General features: G+C 39.2%; 18 protein-coding genes. 9 read left to right on the plus strand and 9 right to left on the minus strand.

All coding sequences use genetic code 11. The features are described 5' to 3' along the window. Positions 1-117 precede the first annotated feature (117 nt). Positions 118-2,250: a Tex family protein gene (locus QZ574_RS15855; protein ID WP_297091295.1), complete on the plus strand. Its 2,133-nt coding sequence runs from the start codon at positions 118-120 to the stop codon at positions 2,248-2,250. A 1-nt stretch (position 2,251) separates the two neighbouring features. On the opposite strand, the gene QZ574_RS15860 is transcribed toward QZ574_RS15855, so the two are convergent. Together QZ574_RS15860 and QZ574_RS15865 are read right to left on the minus strand one after the other, a co-directional pair. Continuing rightward, a complete protein-coding gene (locus QZ574_RS15860; protein ID WP_297091296.1) occupies positions 2,252-2,455 on the minus strand; it encodes a PspC domain-containing protein in 204 nt (67 codons plus the stop codon). A gap of 57 nt (positions 2,456-2,512) precedes the next feature. After that, entirely contained in the window at positions 2,513-2,761 is a 249-nt protein-coding gene (locus QZ574_RS15865) for a hypothetical protein (protein ID WP_297091298.1), read from the minus strand. Between the two features lie 255 nt (positions 2,762-3,016). Between QZ574_RS15865 and QZ574_RS15870 the strand changes: the two genes are divergently transcribed. The 7 genes from QZ574_RS15870 (at position 3,017) to QZ574_RS15900 (ending at position 13,421) form a co-directional block, all read left to right on the plus strand. Next, a complete protein-coding gene (locus QZ574_RS15870; protein ID WP_297091301.1) occupies positions 3,017-4,726 on the plus strand; it encodes a sodium:alanine symporter family protein in 1,710 nt (569 codons plus the stop codon). A gap of 108 nt (positions 4,727-4,834) precedes the next feature. Continuing rightward, positions 4,835-5,920 carry a sialidase family protein gene (locus QZ574_RS15875; protein ID WP_297091303.1) on the plus strand — a complete coding sequence of 362 codons (1,086 nt, stop codon included), beginning with the start codon at positions 4,835-4,837 and terminating at the stop codon, positions 5,918-5,920. Positions 5,921-6,006: 86 nt separating this feature from the next. Further along, on the plus strand, positions 6,007-8,499 hold the full coding sequence (locus QZ574_RS15880) for a Smr/MutS family protein (RefSeq protein ID WP_297091305.1): 2,493 nt from the start codon (positions 6,007-6,009) through the stop codon (positions 8,497-8,499). 24 nt (positions 8,500-8,523) lie between these two features. Continuing rightward, entirely contained in the window at positions 8,524-9,216 is a 693-nt protein-coding gene (locus tag QZ574_RS15885; RefSeq protein ID WP_297091307.1) for an HAD family hydrolase, read from the plus strand. A gap of 84 nt (positions 9,217-9,300) precedes the next feature. Further along, positions 9,301-11,055 (plus strand): arylsulfatase, encoded by a 1,755-nt coding sequence (locus QZ574_RS15890; protein ID WP_297091309.1) that lies wholly within the window; start codon positions 9,301-9,303, stop codon positions 11,053-11,055. A 56-nt stretch (positions 11,056-11,111) separates the two neighbouring features. Next, on the plus strand, positions 11,112-11,528 hold the full coding sequence (locus QZ574_RS15895) for a VOC family protein (RefSeq protein ID WP_297091311.1): 417 nt from the start codon (positions 11,112-11,114) through the stop codon (positions 11,526-11,528). A 27-nt stretch (positions 11,529-11,555) separates the two neighbouring features. Then, positions 11,556-13,421, plus strand: a complete 1,866-nt coding sequence (locus tag QZ574_RS15900; protein ID WP_297091314.1) for a right-handed parallel beta-helix repeat-containing protein — start codon at positions 11,556-11,558, stop codon at positions 13,419-13,421. A gap of 1,692 nt (positions 13,422-15,113) precedes the next feature. On the opposite strand, the gene QZ574_RS15905 is transcribed toward QZ574_RS15900, so the two are convergent. From QZ574_RS15905 to QZ574_RS15930, 6 genes are all read right to left on the minus strand, one after another. After that, positions 15,114-15,866: an energy transducer TonB gene (locus QZ574_RS15905; RefSeq protein ID WP_297091316.1), complete on the minus strand. Its 753-nt coding sequence runs from the start codon at positions 15,864-15,866 to the stop codon at positions 15,114-15,116. A 236-nt stretch (positions 15,867-16,102) separates the two neighbouring features. Next, positions 16,103-16,636, minus strand: coding sequence for an AraC family transcriptional regulator (locus QZ574_RS15910; RefSeq protein ID WP_297091318.1), 534 nt, complete (start codon positions 16,634-16,636; stop codon positions 16,103-16,105). A 176-nt stretch (positions 16,637-16,812) separates the two neighbouring features. After that, positions 16,813-17,223: a hypothetical protein gene (locus tag QZ574_RS15915; RefSeq protein WP_297091320.1), complete on the minus strand. Its 411-nt coding sequence runs from the start codon at positions 17,221-17,223 to the stop codon at positions 16,813-16,815. A gap of 193 nt (positions 17,224-17,416) precedes the next feature. Beyond that, positions 17,417-19,699 carry a beta-glucosidase BglX gene (bglX, locus tag QZ574_RS15920; protein ID WP_297091322.1) on the minus strand — a complete coding sequence of 761 codons (2,283 nt, stop codon included), beginning with the start codon at positions 19,697-19,699 and terminating at the stop codon, positions 17,417-17,419. Positions 19,700-19,798: 99 nt separating this feature from the next. After that, the gene (locus QZ574_RS15925; protein ID WP_297091324.1) at positions 19,799-21,121 is read right to left on the minus strand and encodes an MFS transporter; all 1,323 of its coding nucleotides are present in this window, start codon (positions 21,119-21,121) and stop codon (positions 19,799-19,801) included. Between the two features lie 59 nt (positions 21,122-21,180). Next, entirely contained in the window at positions 21,181-21,903 is a 723-nt protein-coding gene (locus QZ574_RS15930) for a ThuA domain-containing protein (protein ID WP_297091326.1), read from the minus strand. A 204-nt stretch (positions 21,904-22,107) separates the two neighbouring features. Here QZ574_RS15930 and QZ574_RS15935 point away from each other — a divergent pair, with 204 nt between their 5' ends. Continuing rightward, positions 22,108-23,346 (plus strand): prolyl oligopeptidase family serine peptidase, encoded by a 1,239-nt coding sequence (locus tag QZ574_RS15935; protein ID WP_297091329.1) that lies wholly within the window; start codon positions 22,108-22,110, stop codon positions 23,344-23,346. Between the two features lie 116 nt (positions 23,347-23,462). On the opposite strand, the gene miaB is transcribed toward QZ574_RS15935, so the two are convergent. Next, entirely contained in the window at positions 23,463-24,806 is a 1,344-nt protein-coding gene (gene miaB / locus QZ574_RS15940; protein ID WP_297091330.1) for a tRNA (N6-isopentenyl adenosine(37)-C2)-methylthiotransferase MiaB, read from the minus strand. Between the last annotated feature and the right edge of the window lie 97 nt (positions 24,807-24,903).

Consider the following 24,903-nt stretch of genomic DNA (forward strand, 5'->3'; position numbering starts at 1 on the left):
AGGAACTCTAAACCATTCGGAATAATCCGGGTGGTTTTTTGTTTATAATTTAACGCTTACCTTCTTTTTGAAATGATGTTTGCTTCAGTACCTTTGCATTTCAATAAAAACAAAGCAATGCAAAGCGCCATCATAAATCTAATAGCCGACAAACTCAAACTAAATTCAACACAGGTTACAAATACCATCGAGTTATTAAACCAAGGAGCCACTGTTCCGTTTATATCGCGTTACCGAAAAGAACGTACCGGAAGTTTGGATGAAGTACAAATTCAGGAAATAAAAGAACAAAACGAAAAATTTGCTGAACTTGAAAAACGTAAACAAACCATATTAAAAACCATTGACGAACAAGAGCTTTTAAAACCAGAATTAAAAGCCAGAATTGAACATTGCTTTGACCCTGTAGAACTGGAAGACATTTACCTGCCCTACAAACCCAGGCGACGCACCAAAGCCACAATGGCCCGTGAAAACGGCCTGGAACCTCTGGCTAAAATTATTATGAAACAACTGGAGCGCGATCCTGAATTCAAAGCTAACCAATTTATTAGCAACGAAGTACATTCGGCTGAAGAGGCACTTTCGGGTGCACGGGATATTATTGCCGAATGGGTAAGCGAAAACGAACGGGCACGAAACATTGTTCGTAAAGGTTTTCAACTGGGAGCTTACATTACATCAAAGCTTGTAAAAGGAAAGGAAGAAGAAGCGGCCAAGTTTCGCGACTATTTTGATTGGAGCGAACCCTTAAAGAAATGCCCTTCTCATCGTTTGCTGGCCATGCGGCGTGGTGAGAATGAAGGATTTCTCAGAATCTCAATTTCGCCGGACGAAGATCGTGTTTTGGAAAACCTGGAACGTTTCTTTGTAAAAGGAAACAATAGCAGCTCTGAACAGGTTGCCGTGGCGGTAAAAGACAGTTTGAAGCGCCTGATTCAACCATCAATGGAAACAGAATTTGCTAACTTAGCAAAAGAAAAAGCAGATGCTGAAGCGATAAAAGTTTTTACCGATAATTTAAAGCAACTATTGCTGGCACCTCCACTCGGGCAAAAACGCACATTAGCAATTGACCCGGGTTACCGAACAGGATGCAAAGTTGTTTGCCTCGATGAGCAGGGCAATTTACTTCATAACGAAAATATATATCCGCACAAACCACAGGAAGAGCGGAAAATGGCCGCGAAAAAGATAAGCTCAATGGTTGAAATGTACCAAATTGAAGCCATTGCAATCGGGAATGGAACTGCGAGTCGTGAAACCGAATATTTTATAAAAAAACTGCGTTTCAATCGCGAACTTCGAATCTATGTTGTTAGCGAAGACGGCGCTTCGGTGTATTCAGCCTCATCGGTTGCCCGGCAGGAATTTCCGCAATATGATGTGACCGTAAGAGGAGCCGTTTCAATTGGTCGCCGCCTGATGGATCCCTTGGCAGAGCTGGTTAAAATAGACCCGAAAAGTATTGGGGTTGGGCAATACCAGCACGATGTGGATCAGAAGAAGCTGAAAAGCAGTCTCGACTCGGTTGTTGAACTGAGTGTTAACGCTGTTGGTGTTAACCTGAATACGGCCAGCAAACATCTGCTAACCTACATTTCGGGATTGGGGCCACAGTTGGCCGAAAACATAACCTCTTATCGAAAAGAAAAAGGAATGTTTACATCGCGTGAAGAGCTGAAAAAAGTTCCCAGAATGGGGCCAAAAGCTTTTGAGCAGGCCGCAGGTTTCTTGCGTATACCGGATGCTAAAAACCCACTCGACAATTCGGGAGTTCACCCTGAATCATATAAAATCGTAAAACAAATTGCGAAAGACCTAAACTGCCAAGTGAGCGATTTAGTGCGAAATGAAGAATTGGTGTCGAAAATTGATTTTCAGAAGTATATAACAGCTGATATAGGTTTACCAACTTTGCTCGACATCAAAAAAGAACTTTTAAAACCGGGCCGTGATCCGCGCAAAGCAATAAAAGTTTTTGAATTTGCTGATGGAATTTTTAGCATCAGTGATTTACAGGTTGGAATGGTGTTACCCGGAATTGTAAACAACATTACCAAGTTTGGAGCCTTTGTTGATGTGGGAATAAAAGAATCCGGCTTAATTCATGTTTCCGAAATGGCAGATCGGTTTATTTCCGATCCGAATGAAATTGTAAAGCTTCACCAGCACATTAAAGTAAAAGTTAAAGAAGTTGACGTGGCACGTAAACGTATTCAACTTTCCCTAAAAGGAGTTGAACAGTAGATTATTGCATTTCAATTGGTTTTTCAGGAATTATAGCCCAACAAATAATGTAAACCAATAAACCAGGAAATCCTGCAGAGAATAGCGACAGAAGTACATAAATAACCCGAGCCAGGATAACGTCAATCGCAAAATATTCGGCTATTCCTGCGAGCACTCCTCCCAAAACCCTATTTCGGGACCGATATAAACGGTTGGTGGCCATAATTCAGGCTAATGATTTTTGTTACAATCCACTTTCACTGGCCTCGTTGCAACTGCACTAATCGTCGTCTTCTGCCAACAATTCTTCGTTTTCAAATTCTTTTTCCAAAAACTCTTCTGCTGCCTCTACTAATTCAGCAATCAGGTTTTCGTCACCGGGTTCTCCATCAATCCAGTGCACCTCCTGGTTATTCCAAAAATCATCAATATCTGCTTCAACAATAAAACGGGGAGTTTCGGTATGAACAACGAAAATAGTATCCGGTGTTTCCATTGAATTGTCGGCTAATAAAAATTTTGGTAACATGGCTAATTGTTTAAATATTGTTATGCGAAATTACGAGAAAATCTAATTGGTTTCAGTATTAAACGAAAAGAAATTAAAAAAGTAATAAACAAAACGGGGGGGGGTACTGGTAGTTCTCTACAATTAGCCGCCAAAGATGATTAATCTCACCATTTAATAACATTTTAAAAATAAAATTCCTCATTTTTTAACAAATTGGCGAGTATTACTATTTTTAGCTCAATTTCTGAAAATCTCATAAAATATTTGCAAACAATGAACAAGCTCAACGATATCCTCTCTTTAATTGATGGCCACATTGGCGGTTCTCAATGGTTCGTTTTTTTACTGCTCGGAACCGGAATTTTCTTTACCGTCTATTTAAAATTTCCCCAGTTTAGGTACCTGAAACACTCGTTGCGCATTGTTCGGGGGAAATTCGACAAGGAAGGAGATGAAGGCGACACCTCTCATTTTCAGGCATTAACTACTGCACTTTCGGGCACCGTTGGAACGGGCAACATTGCAGGTGTAGCCCTTGCCATTCACCTTGGAGGGCCGGCTGCTCTTTTTTGGATGCTGATAACCGCTGCTGTTGGTATGACCACAAAATTTGTTGAAGTTACCTTATCGCATAAATACCGCGAAAAAGCAGCCGATGGTTCAATTGCCGGTGGCCCCATGTATTTTATGAAAAACAGGCTGAACATAACCATTGGCGACAATGTAATAAAAACCGGTACTTTTTTGGGGGGATTATTTGCAGTGGCCACCATTCTTTCATCCTTTGGCACCGGAAGCTTGCCACAAATAAACAGTATTTCCAATTCGCTTTTCGAGACTTTTGGAATAAACCACATGCTTACCGGTGGTGTTTTGGCCGTGCTGCTTGGGCTGGTTATTATTGGTGGTATTAAACGAATTGCAAAAGTTACCTCGCGCCTGGTACCTTTAATGGCCATTATTTATTTTCTAGGAGCATTGGCAGTAATTCTTTTCAACTACGAAAATATAATCCCATCAATAAGCGCAATTGTAGGCGACGTGTTTACCGGAACGGCTGCCATGGGTGGCTTTTTAGGCGGCAGTATTGCCTTTGCTTTTAACCGGGGGGTAAATCGCGGACTGTTTTCGAACGAAGCCGGACAAGGGTCGGCACCAATTGCACACGCCGCTGCCCGTGCTCACGAACCGGTTTCTGAAGGTTTGGTAGCCTTGCTTGAGCCATTTATCGATACCATAATAATCTGTACGTTAACAGGTTTGGTTTTGCTTTCTTCCGGTGTGTGGACGGAAAAACACGAAAATAAATTCCAGGATGCCGACCTCGTAATTCTTGAAGGAAGTTATTCTGATCAAAATGAAACGGACAGAAAAAAACTGTTTAATTACCTGGCCGGAGAAGAGGAACTGAAAACCTTTAACGGCAAACTAACCGTTGTTAACGGAGTAATTCAAAATCAACCCACGTTTTTTCATGCCCGTTCTGTAGCCGAAGAGGTAAAAGTGTTTGTGAACAACCAGCCGTACAATGGAGATATCACTGTTAAAAACGGAAAAATTGGCAAACAAAACGGACTTACAATCTCCGGTAAATCATTAATGCACAGTGCACCACTTACCACCATTGCTTTTACCCGCAGTTGGTTTGGAGAATCGGGCAAGTACATCGTTTCCATTGGCCTGCTTATGTTTGCCTTTTCTACTGCAATAAGCTGGTCGTACTATGGCGGACGAGCAGTTACCTATTTGGTAGGCGTGAAAGGAGTGGTTTGGTACAGGCTCATTTATGTTATTGGCTTCTTTCTGGCCTCTTTTACCGATACCACGATTGTTTGGACACTTTCAGGTATCACCATCGCCTTAATGACCATCCCTAACCTCATCGGAATCCTTTTCCTTTCAAAAGAAATGAAAAGCGAGGTAAAACTGTTTTGGGAAGAATACGCCAGGCGTTTCCCCGGAGAAAAGGTGCCAAAAGGTTAGCAGTACTCAAAGAACATGAATTTTAGCACTCAAACTACACCAACGTGAAAGATTAAGATTTATCTCGGGTTATACCTGTTACCACAGGAAACAGACATTTTTAAACGGATGGAAAAAGTTGCATTTCTAATTACCTGTTTCGCGATACTTTTAATCGGTTGCCAACAACAAGCAAAAAATTATGACATCAGTGCTCAACTGTTGGCCGAGTATCATATTTTCGATACCACGCAATATGCCCAATGCCATGCCTCTTCGATAATTGAAACCAACGAAGGTTTACTTTTGTCATTTTTTGGAGGCCCGTACGAGCGTCACCCCAACGTGAGCATTTATACCTCGGTATTTGAGAACAATAACTGGAGCAAGCCGCAAATGGTGGCTGATGGGAAAACAGATACCATAAGATACCCAACCTGGAATCCGGTACTTTTTAGAAATAATGATACACTAATTACCCTTTATTACAAAGCTGGACCAAGCCCGAATGATTGGTGGGGATTGTTTATGAATTCTGATAATGAAGGAATTACATGGACAAAGCCGCAAGAATTACCAAAAGGAATTTTAGGCCCAATTCGCAATAAGCCTGTTCGTTTACCTTCGGGAGTTATTCTTAGTCCATCAAGCACCGAACCCAACCACGAACTGTGGAAATCACATATCGAAAGGTCGACTGACAATGGTTTAAGCTGGCAAAAGATAAATATCCCATCGCCCGATTCAGTAAAAGCTATACAGCCAACCTTATTGCTTTACCCCAATAATCGTATTCAGGCCTTGCTTCGCAGTAATCAAAATGTAATAATGGAAAGCTGGTCGGAAGATGAAGGATTGACCTGGTCGGTAGTGCAGGCAACAAGCATCAGGCATCCGAATTCGGGCATTGATGCAACAAACTTATTTTCAGGAGCAAAATTATTGGTTAATAATCCGATGAAAAGTGGCAAATCGTGGGAAGCAGGAAGAAACCAGCTTGACTTGTATTTTTCTGCAGATGGAAAGGAGTGGAAAAGTATTCTGCAGTTGGAAAATGAAACGGAGGGAGAATTTAGCTATCCTTGTATCATCCAAAGCCGCGATGGTTTGATACACATAAGCTACACGTATAACCGGACTAAAATTAAGCACCTCGTACTCCGACTCAGTAAACATGCTTTGTCATCAAGTCCCAGCCCCCATCAAAGTAATTAAGCACCTGCAAGCAATACATAGCACGGCCTCATGCTGGGCATGCTCAACAAATTTCTCTATTTTTGCAGTTTATTTTACAGAAAGCTATGCAAAACATATACCCACACAATTTTGAGGTAAAAATCGGTTTCGACCGCATTCGCGAACTACTTAACAACAAGTGCATCAGCACCATGGGAAGCGAATGGGTAGCGGAAATGCAATTTCAAACATCGCATGAAACCATTTTACAGCAATTAAACGAAGTAGATGAATTCTGCAGAATTGTTCGTGAATTCGACAGCTTCCCGGCAACACATTTTTATGATTTGCGTGATGCCCTGCAAAAAATTCGATTGGAGGGTCGTTTTCTCGAGCCCGCTGAGTTATTCGATTTAAAACGATCGCTGGAATCGGTACGTGCCATTGTAAATTTCTTTAATAAGCAAGACGAAGAGGTATTTCCCATTCTTAAACAAAAAACCTCGCAAGTTCAGGTTTTTCCTTATATCTATGATAAAATTGAAGTCATCATCAATAAGTTTGGTAAGATCAGAGACAATGCATCGCCGGAACTGTCGCAAATACGAAGAAGCATTTTAAACATGCAATCAAGCATGTCGAAAAGGCTTCATGCCATACTTAAGCAAGCCCAAAAAGATGGCTGGGTTGAAGATGATGCAGCAGTTTCAATTCGCGACGGACGAGCTGTAATTCCGGTAGCAGCAGCCAATAAGCGCAAACTAAAAGGGATTGTTTACGACGAATCGGCAACAGGAAAAACATCGTATGTTGAGCCCAACGAGATTGTTGAAATGAACAATGAAATACGGGAACTGGAATATGCTGAACGACGGGAAATTATAAAAATACTTACCACCTTTGCCAACGATATCCGTCCCTACCTCGATGAACTTTCATTTTCATACGATTTTTTGGGTGAAATTGATTTTATTCGAGCCAAAGCAATGCTGGCGGTAGAATTTGATGCAATACGCCCCGAATTTAACCCCACCCCGGTTATTGAATGGTACCATGCCATTCATCCGCTACTTCTTAAAACCTTACAAAAAGAAAAACGGAAAATTGTTCCACTTGATATTAAATTGACCAACGAGCGTCATATTTTACTGATTTCCGGTCCCAATGCAGGCGGAAAATCTGTTTGTTTAAAAACTACCGGGCTACTGCAATACATGCTGCAATGCGGACTACTTATTCCGGTTAACGAAGCCAGTAAAACAGGAGTTTTCAATCAAATTTTTATTGATATTGGCGATGAACAATCGCTGGAAAACGACCTGAGTACCTATAGCTCGCACCTAATGAATATGAAGCATTTTGTGCGCAATTGCAACGAACAAACACTGGTTTTAATTGATGAATTTGGAACAGGAACCGAGCCTATGCTGGGTGGGGCTATTGCCGAATCTATTCTCGACAAACTTACTCAGATTCGCACCTTTGGAGTTATTACCACCCACTATACCAACCTGAAACACTTTGCCTCTTCGGCAGATGGCATTATCAACGGTGCCATGCTTTATGATGCACAGAATATGAATCCACTTTTTAAACTGGATATTGGAAAACCGGGCAGCTCCTTTGCATTTGAAATTGCCCGAAAAATTGGGCTCCCGGAAGATATTTTAGACAAAGCAACAGAAAAAGTTGGCAAAGACCACATTGATTTTGACCGAAACCTGCGACAGATTAACCGCGATAAACGATATTGGGAAACCAAACGCATGAAAATTCGCAAAGTGGAGAAAAAATTGGACGATACGGCTGTAACATACGAAACCGAGTTACAGGAGATTAAGAAACAACGCAAAGAAATTCTAAAAAAAGCGAAGGAAGAGGCCGATGCCTTGCTAAAAGGCGTGAATAAACGAATTGAAAATACGATTCAGGAAATAAAAAAGGCGCAGGCCGATAAAGAAAAAACAAAACGTGCGCGTGCTCAATTGGGCGATTTGAAAAAAGACATTGACCGCAAAGTTACGGGGAATGACACTCAAATTTCAAAAAAAATGGAACAACTTCAGCGCCGGGAAGAGCACCGAAATAAACGTAGGCCCGACGAGTTTAAAAAACCCGTATCAAAAGAAAAGCTGGAAAAAAGTATTGAAATGCGTCCCGGAGACAAGGTTCGCATTAAAGGTCAGGATACTATTGGCGACCTTATTGAGCTGAATGAGAAAAATGCAGTGGTGGCGTTTGGCCAGTTAATGACGACCATGCCTCGTAAAAATATTGAACGAATTAGTAATAACGAGGCCAAGAAACTCGACAAAAACCGTGGTTCGCGAGCCTCGGTTCTTACTGAAAGTTTCTCGCAAAAACGATTATCATTTAAGCCCGAAATTGATATAAGAGGACAACGCGTAGAAGAAGCCATTGGTAAAATTACCGAATTTATTGATGAAGCCATTATGTTTGAAGTAAGCCAGTTGCGCATTCTTCATGGTAAAGGCCATGGTATTTTAAAACAAAGTATTCGCGATTATTTGCGTTCGGAACCAATGGTACGCAATTATAAAGATGAGCATGTAGATTTTGGAGGTGCCGGAATTACGGTTGTTAATTTAGCGCTTTAAAACACAACAGAACGCACAAAAACAATGAAAACCAATTTTAAAGTAGTTGGCTTTGATGCTGATGACACCTTGTGGGTAAATGAAACGTTTTTCAGGGAGAACGAAAAGAAATTTTGCGAACTACTTTCGGATTTTTCAACTTCGGATGAAACCATGAAAGAATTATATGCCACCGAAATGAATAACCTTGAAGAATATGGTTATGGCACCAAAGGCTTTGTTTTATCTATGATTGAAACTGCCTTGAAAATTTCGGGCAATACCGTCCCTCAATCGATTATTGAACGGATTATAGAATTGGGGAAATCACAAATCAATCAAAAAGTTGAACTTATTGATGGAATTGAAGATGTGCTGAACTATCTGCACCAAAAAGGTTACAAACTAATTATTGCCACCAAGGGAGATTTGCTTGATCAGGAAAGAAAACTTAAAAAATCAAATCTGGAACATTTCTTCCATCATGTAGAGGTAATGAGCAATAAACAGCCCGATGATTACAAAAAATTACTTCTTCACCTCGACATTCTTCCTGAAGATTTTTTAATGATAGGAAATTCATACAAATCAGATATCGAACCGCTTCTTGAATTAGGAGCTTACGGAATTCATGTTCCTTTCCATATTTTATGGGAACACGAAAAAACCACTGAAAAAGAAGAACATCCGAACTGGCTAAAAATTCAAAATATTTCAGCCATTAAAAATATCCTGTAAATTTTGAGGCTATAGAATTTTAAACCGGGAAGATAGGTTTAACAAAAGGAATACCTAATTTTACTCTTGCAAAAACCAACTGCCATGAGAAATTATCTATTCCTTCTTCTCGTTTCTTTTCTTCTATCCGCGTGCGTGCAAAAATCGTCTGTAAAGCCACCAAACGTAATTATAATTTTAACCGACGACCAGGGTTGGGGCGATTTGAGCTGCAATGGAAACACAAATTTGCACACACCAAATATTGATAAACTGGCCACGAGAGGTATTACTTTCGAGCGCTTCAATGTTTGTCCGGTATGCTCGCCAACGCGCGCCGAAATACTCACGGGCCGCTATCATGTTCGCAGTGGTGTATGGAGCACCAGCACCGGTGGCGAACGTATCGACACTGACGAGACAACCATTGCCGAACTTTTTAAAGCTGCAGGATACGCTACGGCAGCCTATGGTAAATGGCACAATGGAATGCAAGCTCCCTATCATCCGAACTCGCGGGGATTTGATGATTTTTACGGGTTTTGCTCCGGACACTGGGGCAATTACCACAGCCCAATGCTGGAACATAATGGAGAAATTGTGCAGGGAAACGGATTTATTATTGACGACTTTACCAATCACGGACTTAATTTTATCGAACAAAATAAAAATAAACCCTTCTTTTTATTCCTGCCATTTAACACACCACACTCGCCAATGCAAGTGCCCCAGGAATACTGGAACAGATTTAAAAACAAAAAACTGGAGCTTTTTTATCATAGTCCGGAAAAAGAAGCTGTCGATTTTACCCGGGCAGCACTGGCCATGTGTGAAAATATAGACTGGAATGTGGGTAGAATTACTGACAAACTGGAAGAACTGCAATTAACAGAAAATACAATTGTTGTCTTTTTATCGGATAACGGCCCCAATGCCTGGCGGTGGAACGATGGCATGAAAGGGAAAAAAGGCTCGACAGACGAAGGAGGCGTACGTTCGCCAATGATAATTACCTGGGAAAGCAAATTAAAGGGCAACACGAACATCAACACCATAGCCGGTGGCATCGATCTTTTACCCACACTTATTGATTTGGCTAAAATTGAAACAATTCACACAAAACCACTTGATGGAGTCTCTCTAAAACCCTTGCTCTACAATGAAAATCCACAGTGGCCCAATCGCAACATTTTTAGCTATTGGAATGGGCAAACAAGCCTGCGAAATCAGCAATTCCGATTGGATGCCGACAATAAACTGTTCGATATGAAAAATGATCCCGGCCAAACACTGAACGTGGCCGATTCATTCCCCGACACTCATAATCAACTTGTTACAGCAAAAAACAATTGGAATCTACAGGTTCTTTCCGAACTCGATGCAGACTCACCACGCCCCTTCCCCATTGGACACCCGAGTATGCCAATCACCCAACTTCCTGCACGCGATGGCATTGGGTATGGCAATATAACCCGATCAAACAAATACCCAAACAGCACCTATTTTACAAACTGGATAGCTACAACTGATAAAATTACTTTTGATACCGAAATTATTCGCAGCGGTAACTATGAAGTGGAATTGTTCTACACCTGCCCTCTGCAAGATGTTGGATCCACACTATTATTAAGCTGTGAACAATCAACACTCCAATTTCAAATTAATGAAGCATTTGAGTCTTCGCTGTTGAATAAAGACGATATTTATCCGCGCATGGAAGGGTATGTTAAAGCGTTTCAACGCAAGAAAATAGGGAGTATTTATCTGGAGCAGGGAAGAAACAAATTAACCCTGCACGCAACAGATATACCCGGCTCGCAGGTAATGGATTTTAGATTATTACTTTTCCGTAAGATTTAAACTCATATTTTGAACCAATTAGACCTTACGCTACTTTTATAAAAAACAGTTTAAAAATGAAGAAAGTTACTGGTATTGGAGGCATCTTTTTCAAAACAAAAGATCCAGATAAAATGAAAGAATGGTATCAAAAAAACCTGGGCTTGGTTACGAATGAGTACGGTTCTGTTTTTGAGTTTCGCAAATCGGAGAAACCCGACCAAAAGGCTTACTCAGTATGGAGTCCATTTAAAGAAGACACGACTTATTTCGAGCCTTCGGAAAAAGAATTTATGATCAACTACCGCGTAGAAAACATTGAACAACTGGTAGACAAATTACAAAAAGAAGGGGTAATCATATGCGATACTATTGAAACTTTTGAATACGGCAAATTTGTTCATATACTCGATCCTGAAAACAATAAAATTGAGTTATGGGAGCCTGTAGATGAAGTTTTTCAATCGTTATACGAAGGAAAAACCACAAAATAGTATCTTGCACTAAAACAACCATCAACAATGAAACTCAGTTTAATTTACATTTTAGGGCTGGTGTTTGGCATCACATTTCAAACCGTTGGCTCGGTAGCCAAAAACGATACCACCTATATTTTTCTAAAAGATTATGGATTGTATAAAACTAAAAAAAGAAATGCCATTAAATATTTTTACAAGGCACTTGATGATTTAAAGAATGATCAGCCAAAGGTGTTGGTATTTTCAACCGGAACCTATCATTTTTACCCCGATGGATGTATTAGAAAAGAATATTTTGAATCGAACACAAGCGATAAAAACCCCAAAGTTTGTGCTTTTCATTTTGAAGATATTAAAAACCTGGTAATTGATGGTAGAGGAAGTCAGCTAATTTTTCACGAAGAAATGCAGCCATTTACCTTTAACAACTGCCAGAATATTACGCTAAAAAATGTGAGCATTGATTGGGACCAACCATTAATAGCACAGGCCGAGGTTTTGCGAATAAACGAACATTATATGGATATTGGCTTAAATCCCAAAGAATCGCCGTACACCTTACGCGAGGGCAAATTGTTCTTTTATGGTAGCAACAAACAGGAAAATGCATGGACGCGAACCATGGAGTTTGACCGAAAGGGCAGGTATATTGTTCCACAAACGGGAGACGAGGGATGTTTGGGGGAAAACTGGCAAGACTATCACGCCGAGCCAACCATGCCCGGAATTTTAAGATTACATTATAACTTTAAACGAAAACCCCAGGTTGGAAACTTTCTTGTTTTGCGCCATGCAGCACGCACACATTCCGGAGTTTTTATTAACGAATCATCAAACATTACCATTCAAAACTTGCGACTTTACCATGCTACTGGTCTGGGTATTTTGGCTCAATACAGTAAAAACCTCACTTTTAACCGTTACCAGGCCATTCCAAACAGAGCCAAAGGACGCTATTTTGGCGGAGGCGATGATGGACTGCAGGTATCTAACTGTTCCGGAGAAATTGTTGTAAACAGCTGCACTTTCCAAGGCTTAATGGACGATCCGATTAATGTGCATGGCACTAGTGTTCAGATTCAGGAAATAGTTTCAAAAAACGAGGTAAAATGCAGATTTATGCACCACCAAAGTGTCGGATTAAACTGGGCACGTAGAGGCGACAAAATAAGCCTGATTGAAAACAATACAATGACCTTGCTGGGAGTAAATAGCACAAAAGCTTTCAAACCCCTTGACAACGAAACTTTTATTCTTGAGTTGGAGAATGAGCTTCCGTTAAGTGTAAATCCTGGCGATGCTCTGGAAAACTTAACCTGGACTCCCAATCTAACGGTTACCAATAATAACTTCAAAAATTGCAGGGCTCGCGGACTTCTTGTTTCTACTCCGGGAAAAGTACTGATTGAGAACAATACATTCGAATCAAGTGGCAGTGCCATTCTTATTGCCGGTGATGCCAACCAATGGTTTGAAACAGGTGCCGTAACTGATGTACTCATTAAAAATAATACCTTCACATCATTGTGTAATACAAGTTCATACCAATTTTGCGAGGGCATTATTTCCATCTATCCCATTATTCCATCTATTGGTGAAAAAAGTAAGAGATTTCATCAAAACATACGAATTGAGCACAACCACTTTCACCCATTTGATTACCCAATTCTTTATGCCTTATCTGTTGAAGGATTATCTTTTAGCAACAACACCATAACCCGAAGTTATGATTTTGAACCTTATCACAACAGGCACTACACTTTCACTTTCGAGTATTGTAAACAGATTAAATTGATTAACAACCAGTTTTCTGAAGATCTGTTAGGGAAAAATATGCTTTTGAAAAAAACGCCCATTTCTGAATTAAACACTGATACTACAAGGGCTTTCAGTATTGAAACGTATTGATTTCTTATAAGCAACCTCATAAAAACTGATAACATTCGTTAAATAAACGGAATCTATTCTAGGCACTGCAACATTCTCTAATATTGTTGTACTTTTACATAAGGACGCTAGATCAAAAGAATATTAAAATACTGTTGGTGATCCATAGTTGTATGGTTCTACTTTTTCAGTACGCTTTTTTGAAGTGGTTTGTAAAACTTAAAACCGTTCATGTTGATGAACGGTTTTTTTATACTGTTAATCCCGGAGTTCTTGTTGTGAGATCAAAATTCACTTAAATTGAAAATTTATTTTACATAATACTTAAGTGTAAAAAAGAAGAAAGGGTAGAACTAAAGGACGCTTTTTAATGATGATTGATAATTTACAAACCCTTTAATACAGAACCAATCAAATTAGAAGTCGTTCTACCCTGTTATACAAACCCTATATTTTATTTTCCTAATTTGTACTTCTTAAAGCAACCATCAGGCCAAAAACTCTTAACAACTGTATAACAATAACTTAACCATGCCAAAAACAAAACAAACTGTCTCTATTTGGGACATTTTTCTCATATAGAACCAGTCTTGCCAAAATAGATTAACACTTTGCTAAATGATATTGACTAATTTGAAGCTATTTCTAATTAAAAAACCTGGCTCTCATCACCAGCAAAGCACAGCTATTTTGTTTGGTCTCCTTTATAGGTTATGACAAAAGGCAATTTGTTTTTAACCAGCAGGTCCATTTGCATATGTCGCCTGTTAGGTTTCACATAAAAAAATTCCTGGCGTTTTATTTATTTAAACCTAACAGTACATGAAACTCATTTTCACTCAACGTTTTTTACATATTTCTGGATATATACAGATTTAGCATAGATGCATGCATTGCCGGTTGCATCTCCATAAATGAAGGTTCTGGGAAAAATAAAAGGCAACTCAACAGTTGCCTTAAATTATATTCTTACGTTCTTGTAAGATGTAAAAGAATTGTGCCAAATTTATTCGTATTTAAGGTTCAGTTGAAAGGGCAGTTCATCAACCGCCCTTTCTATAAATGTTAACCCCCAAACACACGATAGATCTGAACGATCTATCATTATCAAAAATACAAATTCAAAACTTAAAAACCTTTAAAGGCCAATACAATTCAGCCATTTTCAGCAAATCACTTAGACAGCCTAAGCAATTACACCAGCAGATTTAAGCCAATTATCTTAATCCGAAAGCAAAGAAACATATTGGGCAAAATATTACAACAGATAGTTTTGTTAGAGGGATAAAAAGAAAGGGCAGTTCAACAACTGCCCTTATTAATGTTAACCCCCAAACACACAATAGGCCTGAACGACCTATCACCAGCAAATTAAATAATTCTTTTTTATATAAACAAATAAATATATGCATTTAAGCATATTTTAGGTAAATTACTGATAGTGCAACCCGTATTTTATATCAGGCTAAGAACAAGTATCAATGTCTTATCAAATTATTCAAGCAATGACAAGACACAATACCCGGGAAATATTCAACTGAATTTCAACTCATTATTAAATCAATTATTTTTTTTTTGAAAATAAAATATTGTTCTATTTAATGATAAAATAGTAAATGTGTAAAACTCTAGCCCTATTTGAATAAATACAAAAACCCGGCAAAAAATCTCCGGGTTCATTGTTCTTTAAACTGAAGCTATTTGAATAATCGGTTATTTTTCTTTTAACATAGCGATTACCGCATCGTACGCTTTCATTCCTTTTGCTCTAACCAGATATTCAGAAGTTAGGTCGAGCTGACCTAATTCAAAAAGTCTTTCCCAATCTTCTGTTGCACCATCGATATTACCCTGTTCGTAGCGTGCCAAGCCCCGAAGAAGAAGAAGGCTTTGGTCATGAGGCATATATCGAATTCCCTGTGAAAATAAACGTTCTGCTTTTTTAGATTTTCCTTTCAAGTAAAATGCTTCGGTACCTCTGGTAAAGCATGAGGAAGCAATTTCAAGAAATCTCGCTCTTGCATTAACCGGACTATCAGACACAGAAAATACAATCGAAACTTCTTGCTCCATGGTTACCGGAGTTCCATCTTTAATACCCGGCTTCCACATTCCACTTGTATTTTCCAATACTCTAAGAATCTCTTTATCAATTGCTGGACAAACGTTATTGACAATATGGATATCGGTAACTTTCCCTAATGCATTTACTTTAAATTTAATTACCTCAGTTCCTTCTCGCCCACAATTTAATGCGTCATCAGGATAATTAATATTTGTGGCCAGATATTGTTTTAAATAATTTGCATCAACAGCATAATAATCCGAAAAATCCCGTATTCCGGTAAAAGAAGGAGGACTAATTTCAACTTCATCAATCTCGTTGTGAAGGTTTGGAGTTTCATTTTGACCAAGTACCAGCATACACAAACATATAGCCAGTACTATTAAAACTAACTTTTTCATGGCTTTCTGAGTTTTTTAACTAACATTAATAATGTGGTTCCTTTACCTTTATTCCTCCTTTCTTAATCCAGGAACTTTTAAGCAACAAGTTACATCAAAATTAAAGGCCAGACTTAGCAACTATGTTGCATTTGATTCACTCATATTCTGATCCTTTAAATTATGTGCGATTCTTAAAACTATGTTTCATAAATTAAAATCGGAAGTACAAAAGTAGAATTAGTGAATCTGACTGTTTATATCATATAAAAAGCGATTAAAATGAGGGAGAGGATTATGAAAGCCAGTATGATAAAATAATAAGTTTTTTTCGTAGTTTTTCGGACTTGCCTTTGCAGAGGTTTCTTTAAATCAGCATTATTAGCGTGTAACAACATATGATTGTGGTGTTTTTTATAGTTGCCTGGCGCTAAACCAAAATAATCGTGAAAACATTTGTTAAAGTAACTTGGACTTCCAAAACCTACGAGGTAGGCGATTTCGGAAATTGTTCGCTGTTCATTTAAAAGTATTTGTTCAGCTTCTTGTAAGCGCGTCCGACGTATAAAACAGCTAACCGAACTACCTGTTAGTTGTTTTACTTTCCGATGCAACTGAGAACGACTTAAATGTAATTTCCCGGCCAAATCTTTTACACCAAAATTATCATTAGAAAGATTTTGTAACACAATTCCATGTAGTTTCCCTAAAAACTCTGAATTGTGAGTTGAATACATATTTCCGTATTTTTCTAACAAAACGGTTTTTGGCCTAATCTTTACTTCTGGCAATTTGTGCGTGTGAGATGAATTTTCGATTTCTCATACGTAGTTTTTAAAAAAAAGATATGCTACATGATTTATTGCCATGGCAAATGTAATAAGCATCACTCTTTTTAAAGTTGATGAATATTTCTAAAGGATAAAGAATTTATTTGGGTTAAAAGCAAAAACAAAAATATTGCATTTTAAGCGCCGAGTTGAATATTATCGTGTGTCTGCTTTGTCCGTTTCAACTTGGGAATAATAACTGTTGATTGGTTAATAGATTTCAGATATTTAATGGCCTGAGCGTAACTTGTTATATCACGCCTTGTTTCAACTATTGTTATATCCGGGTCGGGATTATCAACCATTTCGTTATATACAGGAGCTCTAAATTCGGCCTTTGGTATTACTACTTCATTTAAATAATTGTACTTAAAATCGTTATGTCGTGCAAATACATACTCGAGATCGGTTTTATGAAATCCTTCTTCATAAAGTCTCGCATAACACAAATAAACGTACCCATCAGGTAAACCGTAATAATGAACCGGATAGTGGGTTGGTAAAAATGTCATGTACGATTTGTGGATTAACTTGCCAAACGATTTCATAATGCGCAAGTTATATGGTTTTATCGTTTGCTAAATTAATTAAAAATACAACCAAAGATACCTGAAAATGATTATGCAAATGTTAAAAAATGTTATGGTATTGGTTAAGTAAGCAATGGTTAATCACCGATAAAAAAGGCGGCTCACATAATTAAATATGGAGCCGCCACTTATCTGGTTATTTGAAATAATTCTATTTTAAAACAAAGCCTGTTTCAAGGCCTTCAGCCGAATTTGGACCAATCCATAGTTTAAATTCTCCTGGCTCAGCTTTCCATTCTCCTGACGCGCCGTAAAACTCAAGATCTTCAGTTGTAATTTCAAAAGATACCTTTTGCGATTCATTCGGTTTCAGGCTTATTTTTTTAAATCCTTTTAATTCTTTTACCGGACGAGAAACACTTCCTACCAGGTCGCGAATATACAATTGCACAACCTCTTCTCCAGCAACATCTCCGGTGTTTGTAATTGTTGCTGATGCTACAATTTTGCTGCCCGTGTTAATTTCGCCGGCGGAAAGAGCTAAATCAGAATAAGTAAATTGGGTGTAACTTAAACCATATCCAAAAGGAAAAAGCGGTTCCTTACTCTGGTCGGTATAATGCGACCAAAATACATTTCCTTCGCGATTAGTTGGGCGACCTGTATTTAAATGATTGTAATACAATGGTTGTTGACCAACGGCCCTTGGAAAAGATACCGGAAGTTTTCCTGCAGGGTTGTAGTCACCAAATAACACTTCTGCAATTCCGTTACCTGCTTCAGATCCCAAATGCCAGCACTCAACTATTGAAGGTACATTTTCTGCCATCCAGTTAATTTCAATTGGTCGGCCATTCATTAGTACCACAACAACGTTCTTATTTACCGTATATATTTCTTCCAACAATTCTTGCTGCAAGCCTTTCATTGCAATATCGGTTTGGCTACGTCCTTCCCCACTCTGCCAACAATCTTCGCCTAAGGCAATAACCACCACATCTGATTTTGAGGCCAGGTTTTTGGCGGCTGACATACCATTTCGGTTGGTGGTATTAAACTGCAACTCCGTTAAAAACGAACGATAACCATTAATGTAATCCGGTCCTTTTGCAAAGTTTATGCTTGAGCTGCCTGTCGTATTTTTCATTCCTTCGAGTAAAGAAACAGCAGAGTTAGTTACGGCTTTAGCCCTCCAGCTCCCCAGCGGAACATCTTTGCTTTCGGCAAGCTCGCCAATCACAGCTATTTTCAAACCATCTTTGTTAAGCGGTAACAAGTTGTTGTCGTTTTTTAATAGAACAATACTCTTTTTTGCAGCCTCTTTTGCAGCAGCAAGGTGTTCTTCGCATCTCATTACCGCCTCTTCGCGCTCGGGGTTACAATATTTGTATGGATCATCGAATAATCCTAACTTAAACTTTATACGTAATATTCTTCTTACCGCATCGTCTACCAATGTCTCCTCAACAAGTCCTTCATTTACCAACTCTTCCAGGTGTTTTACGTAAGCGTTACCTTCCATATCCATATCCGATCCGGCATTAATTGCCAGTAAGGCTGCCGCTTTTTTATCGGCAGCAACACCGTGAGGTATTAACTCTCCAATCGAATTCCAATCTGAAACCACAAAACCATCAAAGCCCCATTCGCCTTTTAAAATGTCACGTTGCAAATAACTACTTGCTGTTGCCGGCATTTCATTTATGGTATTAAAAGCATTCATTAATGTTGCTACTTCTGCCTCAACACAAGCTTTAAACGGAGGCAAAACAATATTGTGCAAGGTTGGATTTCCTATTTGAGCCGAGTTGTAGTCTCTGCCCGATTCAATAAAACCATAGGCAGCAAAGTGTTTTGCACAGGCAGCTATGGTATTTTCTGCCGACAAATCATCACCCTGAAAACCTTTTACCCGGGCATAGGCCATTTTTGCTCCTAGGTAAGGATCTTCTCCGGAACCTTCCATAAATCTTCCCCAACGGGCATCTCTGGCAATATCAACCATTGGAGCAAAAGTCCAGTGCAAACCTGCGGCTGAAGCTTCAATTGCTGCTATTCGAGAGGATAACTGTGCCAGTTCCGGTTCCCAGCTTGCTGCTTCTGCCAATGGAATAGGAAACATGGTTTCATAACCATGTATTACATCGTAAGCCAGAATTAGAGGAATTCCTAAACGGCTACTATCGACTGCCCAGCGCTGAATATTGCGAGTTGCGATTGCCCCTGTTACATTTAGCATCGATCCCAGTTTCCCTTCTTTTATCATATTATACAGGGCCATGGAATCAACACTTTCAGGAGCAGGCCCTGTCATCTCCCAGCGCGATGAATACTGGTTTAACTGACCAACTTTTTCAGTTAAAGTCATTTTTGCCAGCAAGGCTTCAACTCTTACATCAATTTCATTTTTAGCGTGTTTTCCGGGGTCGGTGCTTTTTGTACAAGCAACAGCTATAACACTCATTACAAGGATGGAAAGAATTAGTTTTTTCATACGACCGTTATCTTATTGTATATTTTACAATTTAATGCAAATATAGCATAAAAAAAGGCGGAACAAAATCCGCCTTTCAAATTCTCCTGTAAAAAAATATTACTTTGTATGCGATTTTCGCACAACTATATTCAATATTATGAATGCTGCAACAAGAATTACGGGTAATACGGCCATGTTACGCAAAGTAATCTGAGCACCAGCAGTTTCTATTGATTTTCCCATAATAGGCAATATCATCGATGTAGCCACAAAACCTGCACCTCCCAAAATTGACATACCAAGGGCGCCACTTTTCGGAACATATTCGGAGGCAACTCCAATCATTGTTGGCCAGAAATAACATACACCAATTGCAAATACGGCAGCTGAAACAACTGTCATTACCGCACCACTTGAAATGCTTAAGAGCAACAGTCCGGCTACCGAAAATATTGCCGAACCAAGTAAAACACCCGCAGGATTTAAACGATGGATTAGTCCACCCGCAAAATAACGGCCCACTGCCATTAAGCCGGTAACTACTGCCAGAACAATCATTGGGTGAATGCCATTATCAGCAAGCAGGGCATTAATCCATTGTGTTGTTCCCAGCTCTGTTGATGCGGTAAGTAGCATACATCCAAAAATAAATGGGAATAACAGTGTAATTTTATTTACTAATCGTCCTTCAACAATTATTAATGCTGTTATTACACCAACAATTATTAATGGAGTGGCATAGTTGGCTGTAACCAGTTCGGCAATTGAAGGGGTAGTTGCTACCAGAATCATAAAAATAACAGCCAGTGTTATCGTGTACGGTGCTCCAACATTCCGCATCATTTCTTTGTAGCTTACGCCGGTTGCCACCCGCTCTGTTTCCGGTATTTTCTGCCCAAAGAACAATACTCCATATATTACCAGCGGAATAAACAACATTCCGACCAACACCTGCCATGGTAAATTTAAAGCATCCATTATAAGCGCTGCCAAAAGGCTGCCAATTACAATTCCTCCAGGAAACCATACATGAAAACGATTTAGCATTTTCGTTTTCTTATCAGGGAACAACGTAGCCACCAGCGGATTACAGGCTGCCTCAACGCTACCGTTGCCCAACCCAATAAATACATTGGAAATAAACAAGGAGGTATAATCTTTTGCCATAAGTAACAGCACTATTCCTACCAGGTGAAGCCCAAAAGCCATCCAAACAATAGTTTTGGTTTTTACCAAATCGATAAAATAACCACCGGCAAACATGGCAACAGCAAATCCCCAAAACGCTGGCCCAAAAGCCCGGCCAACATCTTCTTTTGATAGTCCGTATTCGTCGGTAAATACCCCTTCAATTTTTGCCCGAATGGCGAAGGTTATTGCTGTAACCAGCAAAGCAAGACAAGCAGCAACAAAAAGTCGTTTCTGATTTACATCTTTCATAGTAAATTGGTTTAGCAGAGATTTAGGTTAAGCGTGAATTAGTTCCCGCATCTCTAAGTTTATAATTTTGATTTATCTGAATTTTTTAAATATTGTATCGCTTGTTTTATCAGTTTTCGGTATTCTTCGTTTTCATAGGTTCGTTTATCGTGGCCCGGTTGAATATAAAGTACTGTTGATGCATTATACCTGTTTTCCCATGCCACAAAATCAGCACTTTTCGGATGCCGCGTTCTCAGCAATGGTTTTACTTCCTCCGAGATTCTGATGTTTCCATACACTTCATCAAAAAAACGTAATTCATGAAAACCAGCCGTTACCGGAGTGTAGTTTTCAACACTGCAATACACCCAAACATCGTGTTCGTAATCCGACCATTCTTCTTCAGGTACATTTTTGGACTCACGCACATATTTGCCTCCAATAATTTTTTCGAAAGCCGGCCAGTTTTGATAGGAAACAAGGGAGTGATGCAAAAATAAAAAGGGTTTACCCTGTTTGGTAAGCCGAATATAAGCGGCCTTTTGTTCCGGAGTAATTGTTTTCCACATGTCGTAAAACACCAACACATCAAAATTGCTTGCATAACCATCAGCTATTTTTTTATTCGCTTCAGGTTGTTGCAAGTGTTCATATTCTACATTCTTCAGTTCGTCAAATAACTCAAAAAATTGAATGGTGTCGTAACTGTGCCCTCCGGTTACTAATAAAACTTTAGTTGATTGAGGCTTAGCCAGTAAAGTAAAAAGACTAAATATAAACAGTACAAAAAATTTCTTCATTTCTCTCTTTATTTCAGTACAAATTATTGCCTTTCCTCCATCCTGTTCTGATCGATTCTGATGCTAAATTTAATAAATTCAATCATATCTCAATAACCTCGCAACTGTTTTACGTGTTTTTAATTCCTAATTATTCCTCCAAATCCTTTACTTGAAAAATAAATTAGCCTATTTTTGGTTTATTCTTAAACAAAACTCTTAGCCATGAATCAGAAATTTATTCGATTTTTATTTTACTTTTTCCTTGCTGCATTTGTTTTTGTATCGTGCGATGAAATGGACGATGTAGAAACACCGGTTACAGGAAATGAATATTTAGTTGAAGCGACACTACAGGAATCCTATTCAAAAACACAAATTGACCTGTTAATAGCCATTGCCTCCACACAATACCCGGAATTGGCTGACCTTGCTGACCTTGTAAAATCGGGTGTTGAAGTATACAAAATAACTTATAAAACTACTTTTAATGATGAAACCATCAACGCTTCGGGTGTAGTGGCCCTACCTGATGCTGCGGGCGATTATTCAGTTATAAGTTACCAGAACGGTACTAACACTTTGCACAGCAAAGCCCCCTCGGTGGATACAAATAACGACCTGTTTCGTATTCTAAAAATGATGGGTTCAACCGGCTTTGTTATCGCCCTTCCGGATTACCTGGGATTTGGCGAGGCCGATCAAATGTTTCATCCTTATTTGCATCACGAATCAACCGTACAAACTGTTACCGATATGCTAAAAGCGGTAGAAGAGTTTGTTGAGAATGAAGAAAATATCTCGCTGAATAATGATTTGTACCTTGCAGGATACTCACAAGGAGGCTGGGCTACCATGCAGGTTCAGCAAGCCATTGAAGCCGATGCTTCGTTTGCCTTTAGTTTAAAAGCAAGTGCATGTAGTGCAGGCCCATACAACCTTACAACGCTTAACCAATATGTGGTTGGTTTAGCAGAATACCCGATGCCATATTTTCTGGCTTATATTTTTAACAGCTACCTTCAGTTAGGTTTAACAACTCCTATAAATAGCGTTTTTCAGGAACCCTATGCTGCAAAAATTGAGACCATGTTTGATGGAAATACTTCAGGAGAAGACCTGAACAACCAGTTAACCACAACAATTGCCAATTTATTTACACCTGAATACCTAAGCGGATGGGATTCGGAAGCAAATTATGACGAGGTTTTAAGCATGCTTCAAGAAAACAGTGTGCCTGCGTTTGTCCCAAAATCTCAAACAAGGCTCTATCATGGTACAGCCGACACCTATGTTCCGTCTATTGTAGCAGAAGAAAAGTATGCCGAATTTATTGCCGGTGGCGCCTCTACTAATCAAGTACAATATATTCCTCTGGTGGGGCTCGATCATACTGGCGGAATAATACCTGCAGGCTTAGCATCTATACTTTGGTTCATTGAGTTAGAAAACAGTACTATGTAGACACGCACTACGAGGATACGAAAAAGTAATTTTAGATTTCTTTCAGTCGACAATAAAGAATTATACAGATTCTACCTTATCGAAGACAGAATCTGTATAGTTTATAACTTAGCATTTTATTCGCAACTGGCTACCACTTCCTGCAGCTCTCCTTCCAGCGAAAAATCAGAAGCAGAAGTAATTTTAATGTCAGCAAATTGTCCGATCAATGATTTATCGTTACAAGCAAAACGGATGGTTAATTTTCCTTCGGTGTAAGATGTAAGGTACCCCTCTTTTCTGTCCTCGCCCCGAACCAAAACCCGTTTTGTTTGTCCAATTAGGCTTTTATTATATGGCAGGTTATGTTTTCGCAAATCTTCGGTTAACTGATGCAGGCGTCGTTTTTTCTCTTCAAGTGGCACATCGTCAACCCAGCGATGACTGGTTGCTCCGGGCCGTGGAGAATAAATAGCTGTGTACGACATGTTGAACTTAAATTCATCAAAGGCTTTACGTGTATTCTCGAATTGTTCTTCGGTTTCTCCTGTAAAACCAACAATTACATCGGTAAAAAGGGTAGCCTGCGGTAAAATTCGCCTGATGGTTTCAACAATATGTCGATATTTTTCCATATTGTGTTTGCGGTTCATTCGCATAAGCACCTTATCATCACCACTCTGCATTGGCAAATGAATTTGTTTTCCCAAAACCGGATACTCTGCTATTACTTCAATAACTTCATCAGTCATATCGCGCGGATGTGGCGAAGTAAAATATAACCAGAATTCCTTTTTCAACCTGTTCCCCAATTCACCAATCTCTTTAAGCAGCTGAGGAAAAGTTAGTTCTTCGCCTTTTTTATCGAGTCCGTATGAGTTTACATTTTGCCCCAACAAGGTAATAGATTTATACCCTTGTGCCACCAGTAAAGCCACTTCTGCAACAATATCTTTTGATGGGCGCGAAACTTCCCGACCGCGTGTATACGGCACAGCACAATAGGTACAAAATTTATCGCAACCGTTTTGAATAGGAATAAATGCTTCAAATTTCGACTGGTAATGAGGCTGCACATTCCAGAAATCTTCAATATTCTCATTATGCGGATCAATACCTACATTCAGATGGGTAGGCGTAGTTACTCCGTAGCTGCGAATCATTTTAGGCAGTTCGGGCAAATCCTTCATCTGGAAAGTTATATCAAAGAGTTTCAGGAATTTCTCATGATCGTCGGGTAAAATACATCCTGAAATGAACGTAACCAGGTTTTTATTGTTCTTCCACTTATTCCATTTGTGAATTCTCGAATACACTTTGTCAATTGCTTTCTGGCGCACAGAGCACGCCAAAATACCAATTAGTCCGGCCTCCTCCTCGTTGTCGGTCCACTCGTATCCGGCCTCGTCAAGCACCGAAATCACCCGTTCACTATCCGACATATTCATCTGACACCCTAAGGTTACTACATGATATTTCATTCTGTCTATCTTTTTTACTTGGTTTCCCCCTCCAGTCTTCCTTCCTCAGCAAGCTTCCCATAAAAGAAGGGTAATTTTATCCCTTGTTATTTACAGC

It is taken from the genome of uncultured Draconibacterium sp. (assembly GCF_913063105.1).
GTDB lineage: Bacteria > Bacteroidota > Bacteroidia > Bacteroidales > Prolixibacteraceae > Draconibacterium.

Coding starts and splice junctions, on each gene's coding strand:
- QZ574_RS15925 (WP_297091324.1), bottom strand. CDS start 21,121: ATGAAAGATGTAAATCAGAAACGACTTTTTGTTGCTGCTTGTCTTGCT.
- QZ574_RS15855 (WP_297091295.1), top strand. CDS start 118: ATGCAAAGCGCCATCATAAATCTAATAGCCGACAAACTCAAACTAAAT.
- QZ574_RS15890 (WP_297091309.1), top strand. CDS start 9,301: ATGAGAAATTATCTATTCCTTCTTCTCGTTTCTTTTCTTCTATCCGCG.
- miaB (WP_297091330.1), bottom strand. CDS start 24,806: ATGAAATATCATGTAGTAACCTTAGGGTGTCAGATGAATATGTCGGAT.
- QZ574_RS15860 (WP_297091296.1), bottom strand. CDS start 2,455: ATGGCCACCAACCGTTTATATCGGTCCCGAAATAGGGTTTTGGGAGGA.
- QZ574_RS15885 (WP_297091307.1), top strand. CDS start 8,524: ATGAAAACCAATTTTAAAGTAGTTGGCTTTGATGCTGATGACACCTTG.
- QZ574_RS15935 (WP_297091329.1), top strand. CDS start 22,108: ATGAATCAGAAATTTATTCGATTTTTATTTTACTTTTTCCTTGCTGCA.
- QZ574_RS15915 (WP_297091320.1), bottom strand. CDS start 17,223: ATGAAATCGTTTGGCAAGTTAATCCACAAATCGTACATGACATTTTTA.
- QZ574_RS15930 (WP_297091326.1), bottom strand. CDS start 21,903: ATGAAGAAATTTTTTGTACTGTTTATATTTAGTCTTTTTACTTTACTG.
- QZ574_RS15880 (WP_297091305.1), top strand. CDS start 6,007: ATGCAAAACATATACCCACACAATTTTGAGGTAAAAATCGGTTTCGAC.
- QZ574_RS15875 (WP_297091303.1), top strand. CDS start 4,835: ATGGAAAAAGTTGCATTTCTAATTACCTGTTTCGCGATACTTTTAATC.
- bglX (WP_297091322.1), bottom strand. CDS start 19,699: ATGAAAAAACTAATTCTTTCCATCCTTGTAATGAGTGTTATAGCTGTT.
- QZ574_RS15895 (WP_297091311.1), top strand. CDS start 11,112: ATGAAGAAAGTTACTGGTATTGGAGGCATCTTTTTCAAAACAAAAGAT.
- QZ574_RS15905 (WP_297091316.1), bottom strand. CDS start 15,866: ATGAAAAAGTTAGTTTTAATAGTACTGGCTATATGTTTGTGTATGCTG.
- QZ574_RS15900 (WP_297091314.1), top strand. CDS start 11,556: ATGAAACTCAGTTTAATTTACATTTTAGGGCTGGTGTTTGGCATCACA.
- QZ574_RS15870 (WP_297091301.1), top strand. CDS start 3,017: ATGAACAAGCTCAACGATATCCTCTCTTTAATTGATGGCCACATTGGC.
- QZ574_RS15865 (WP_297091298.1), bottom strand. CDS start 2,761: ATGTTACCAAAATTTTTATTAGCCGACAATTCAATGGAAACACCGGAT.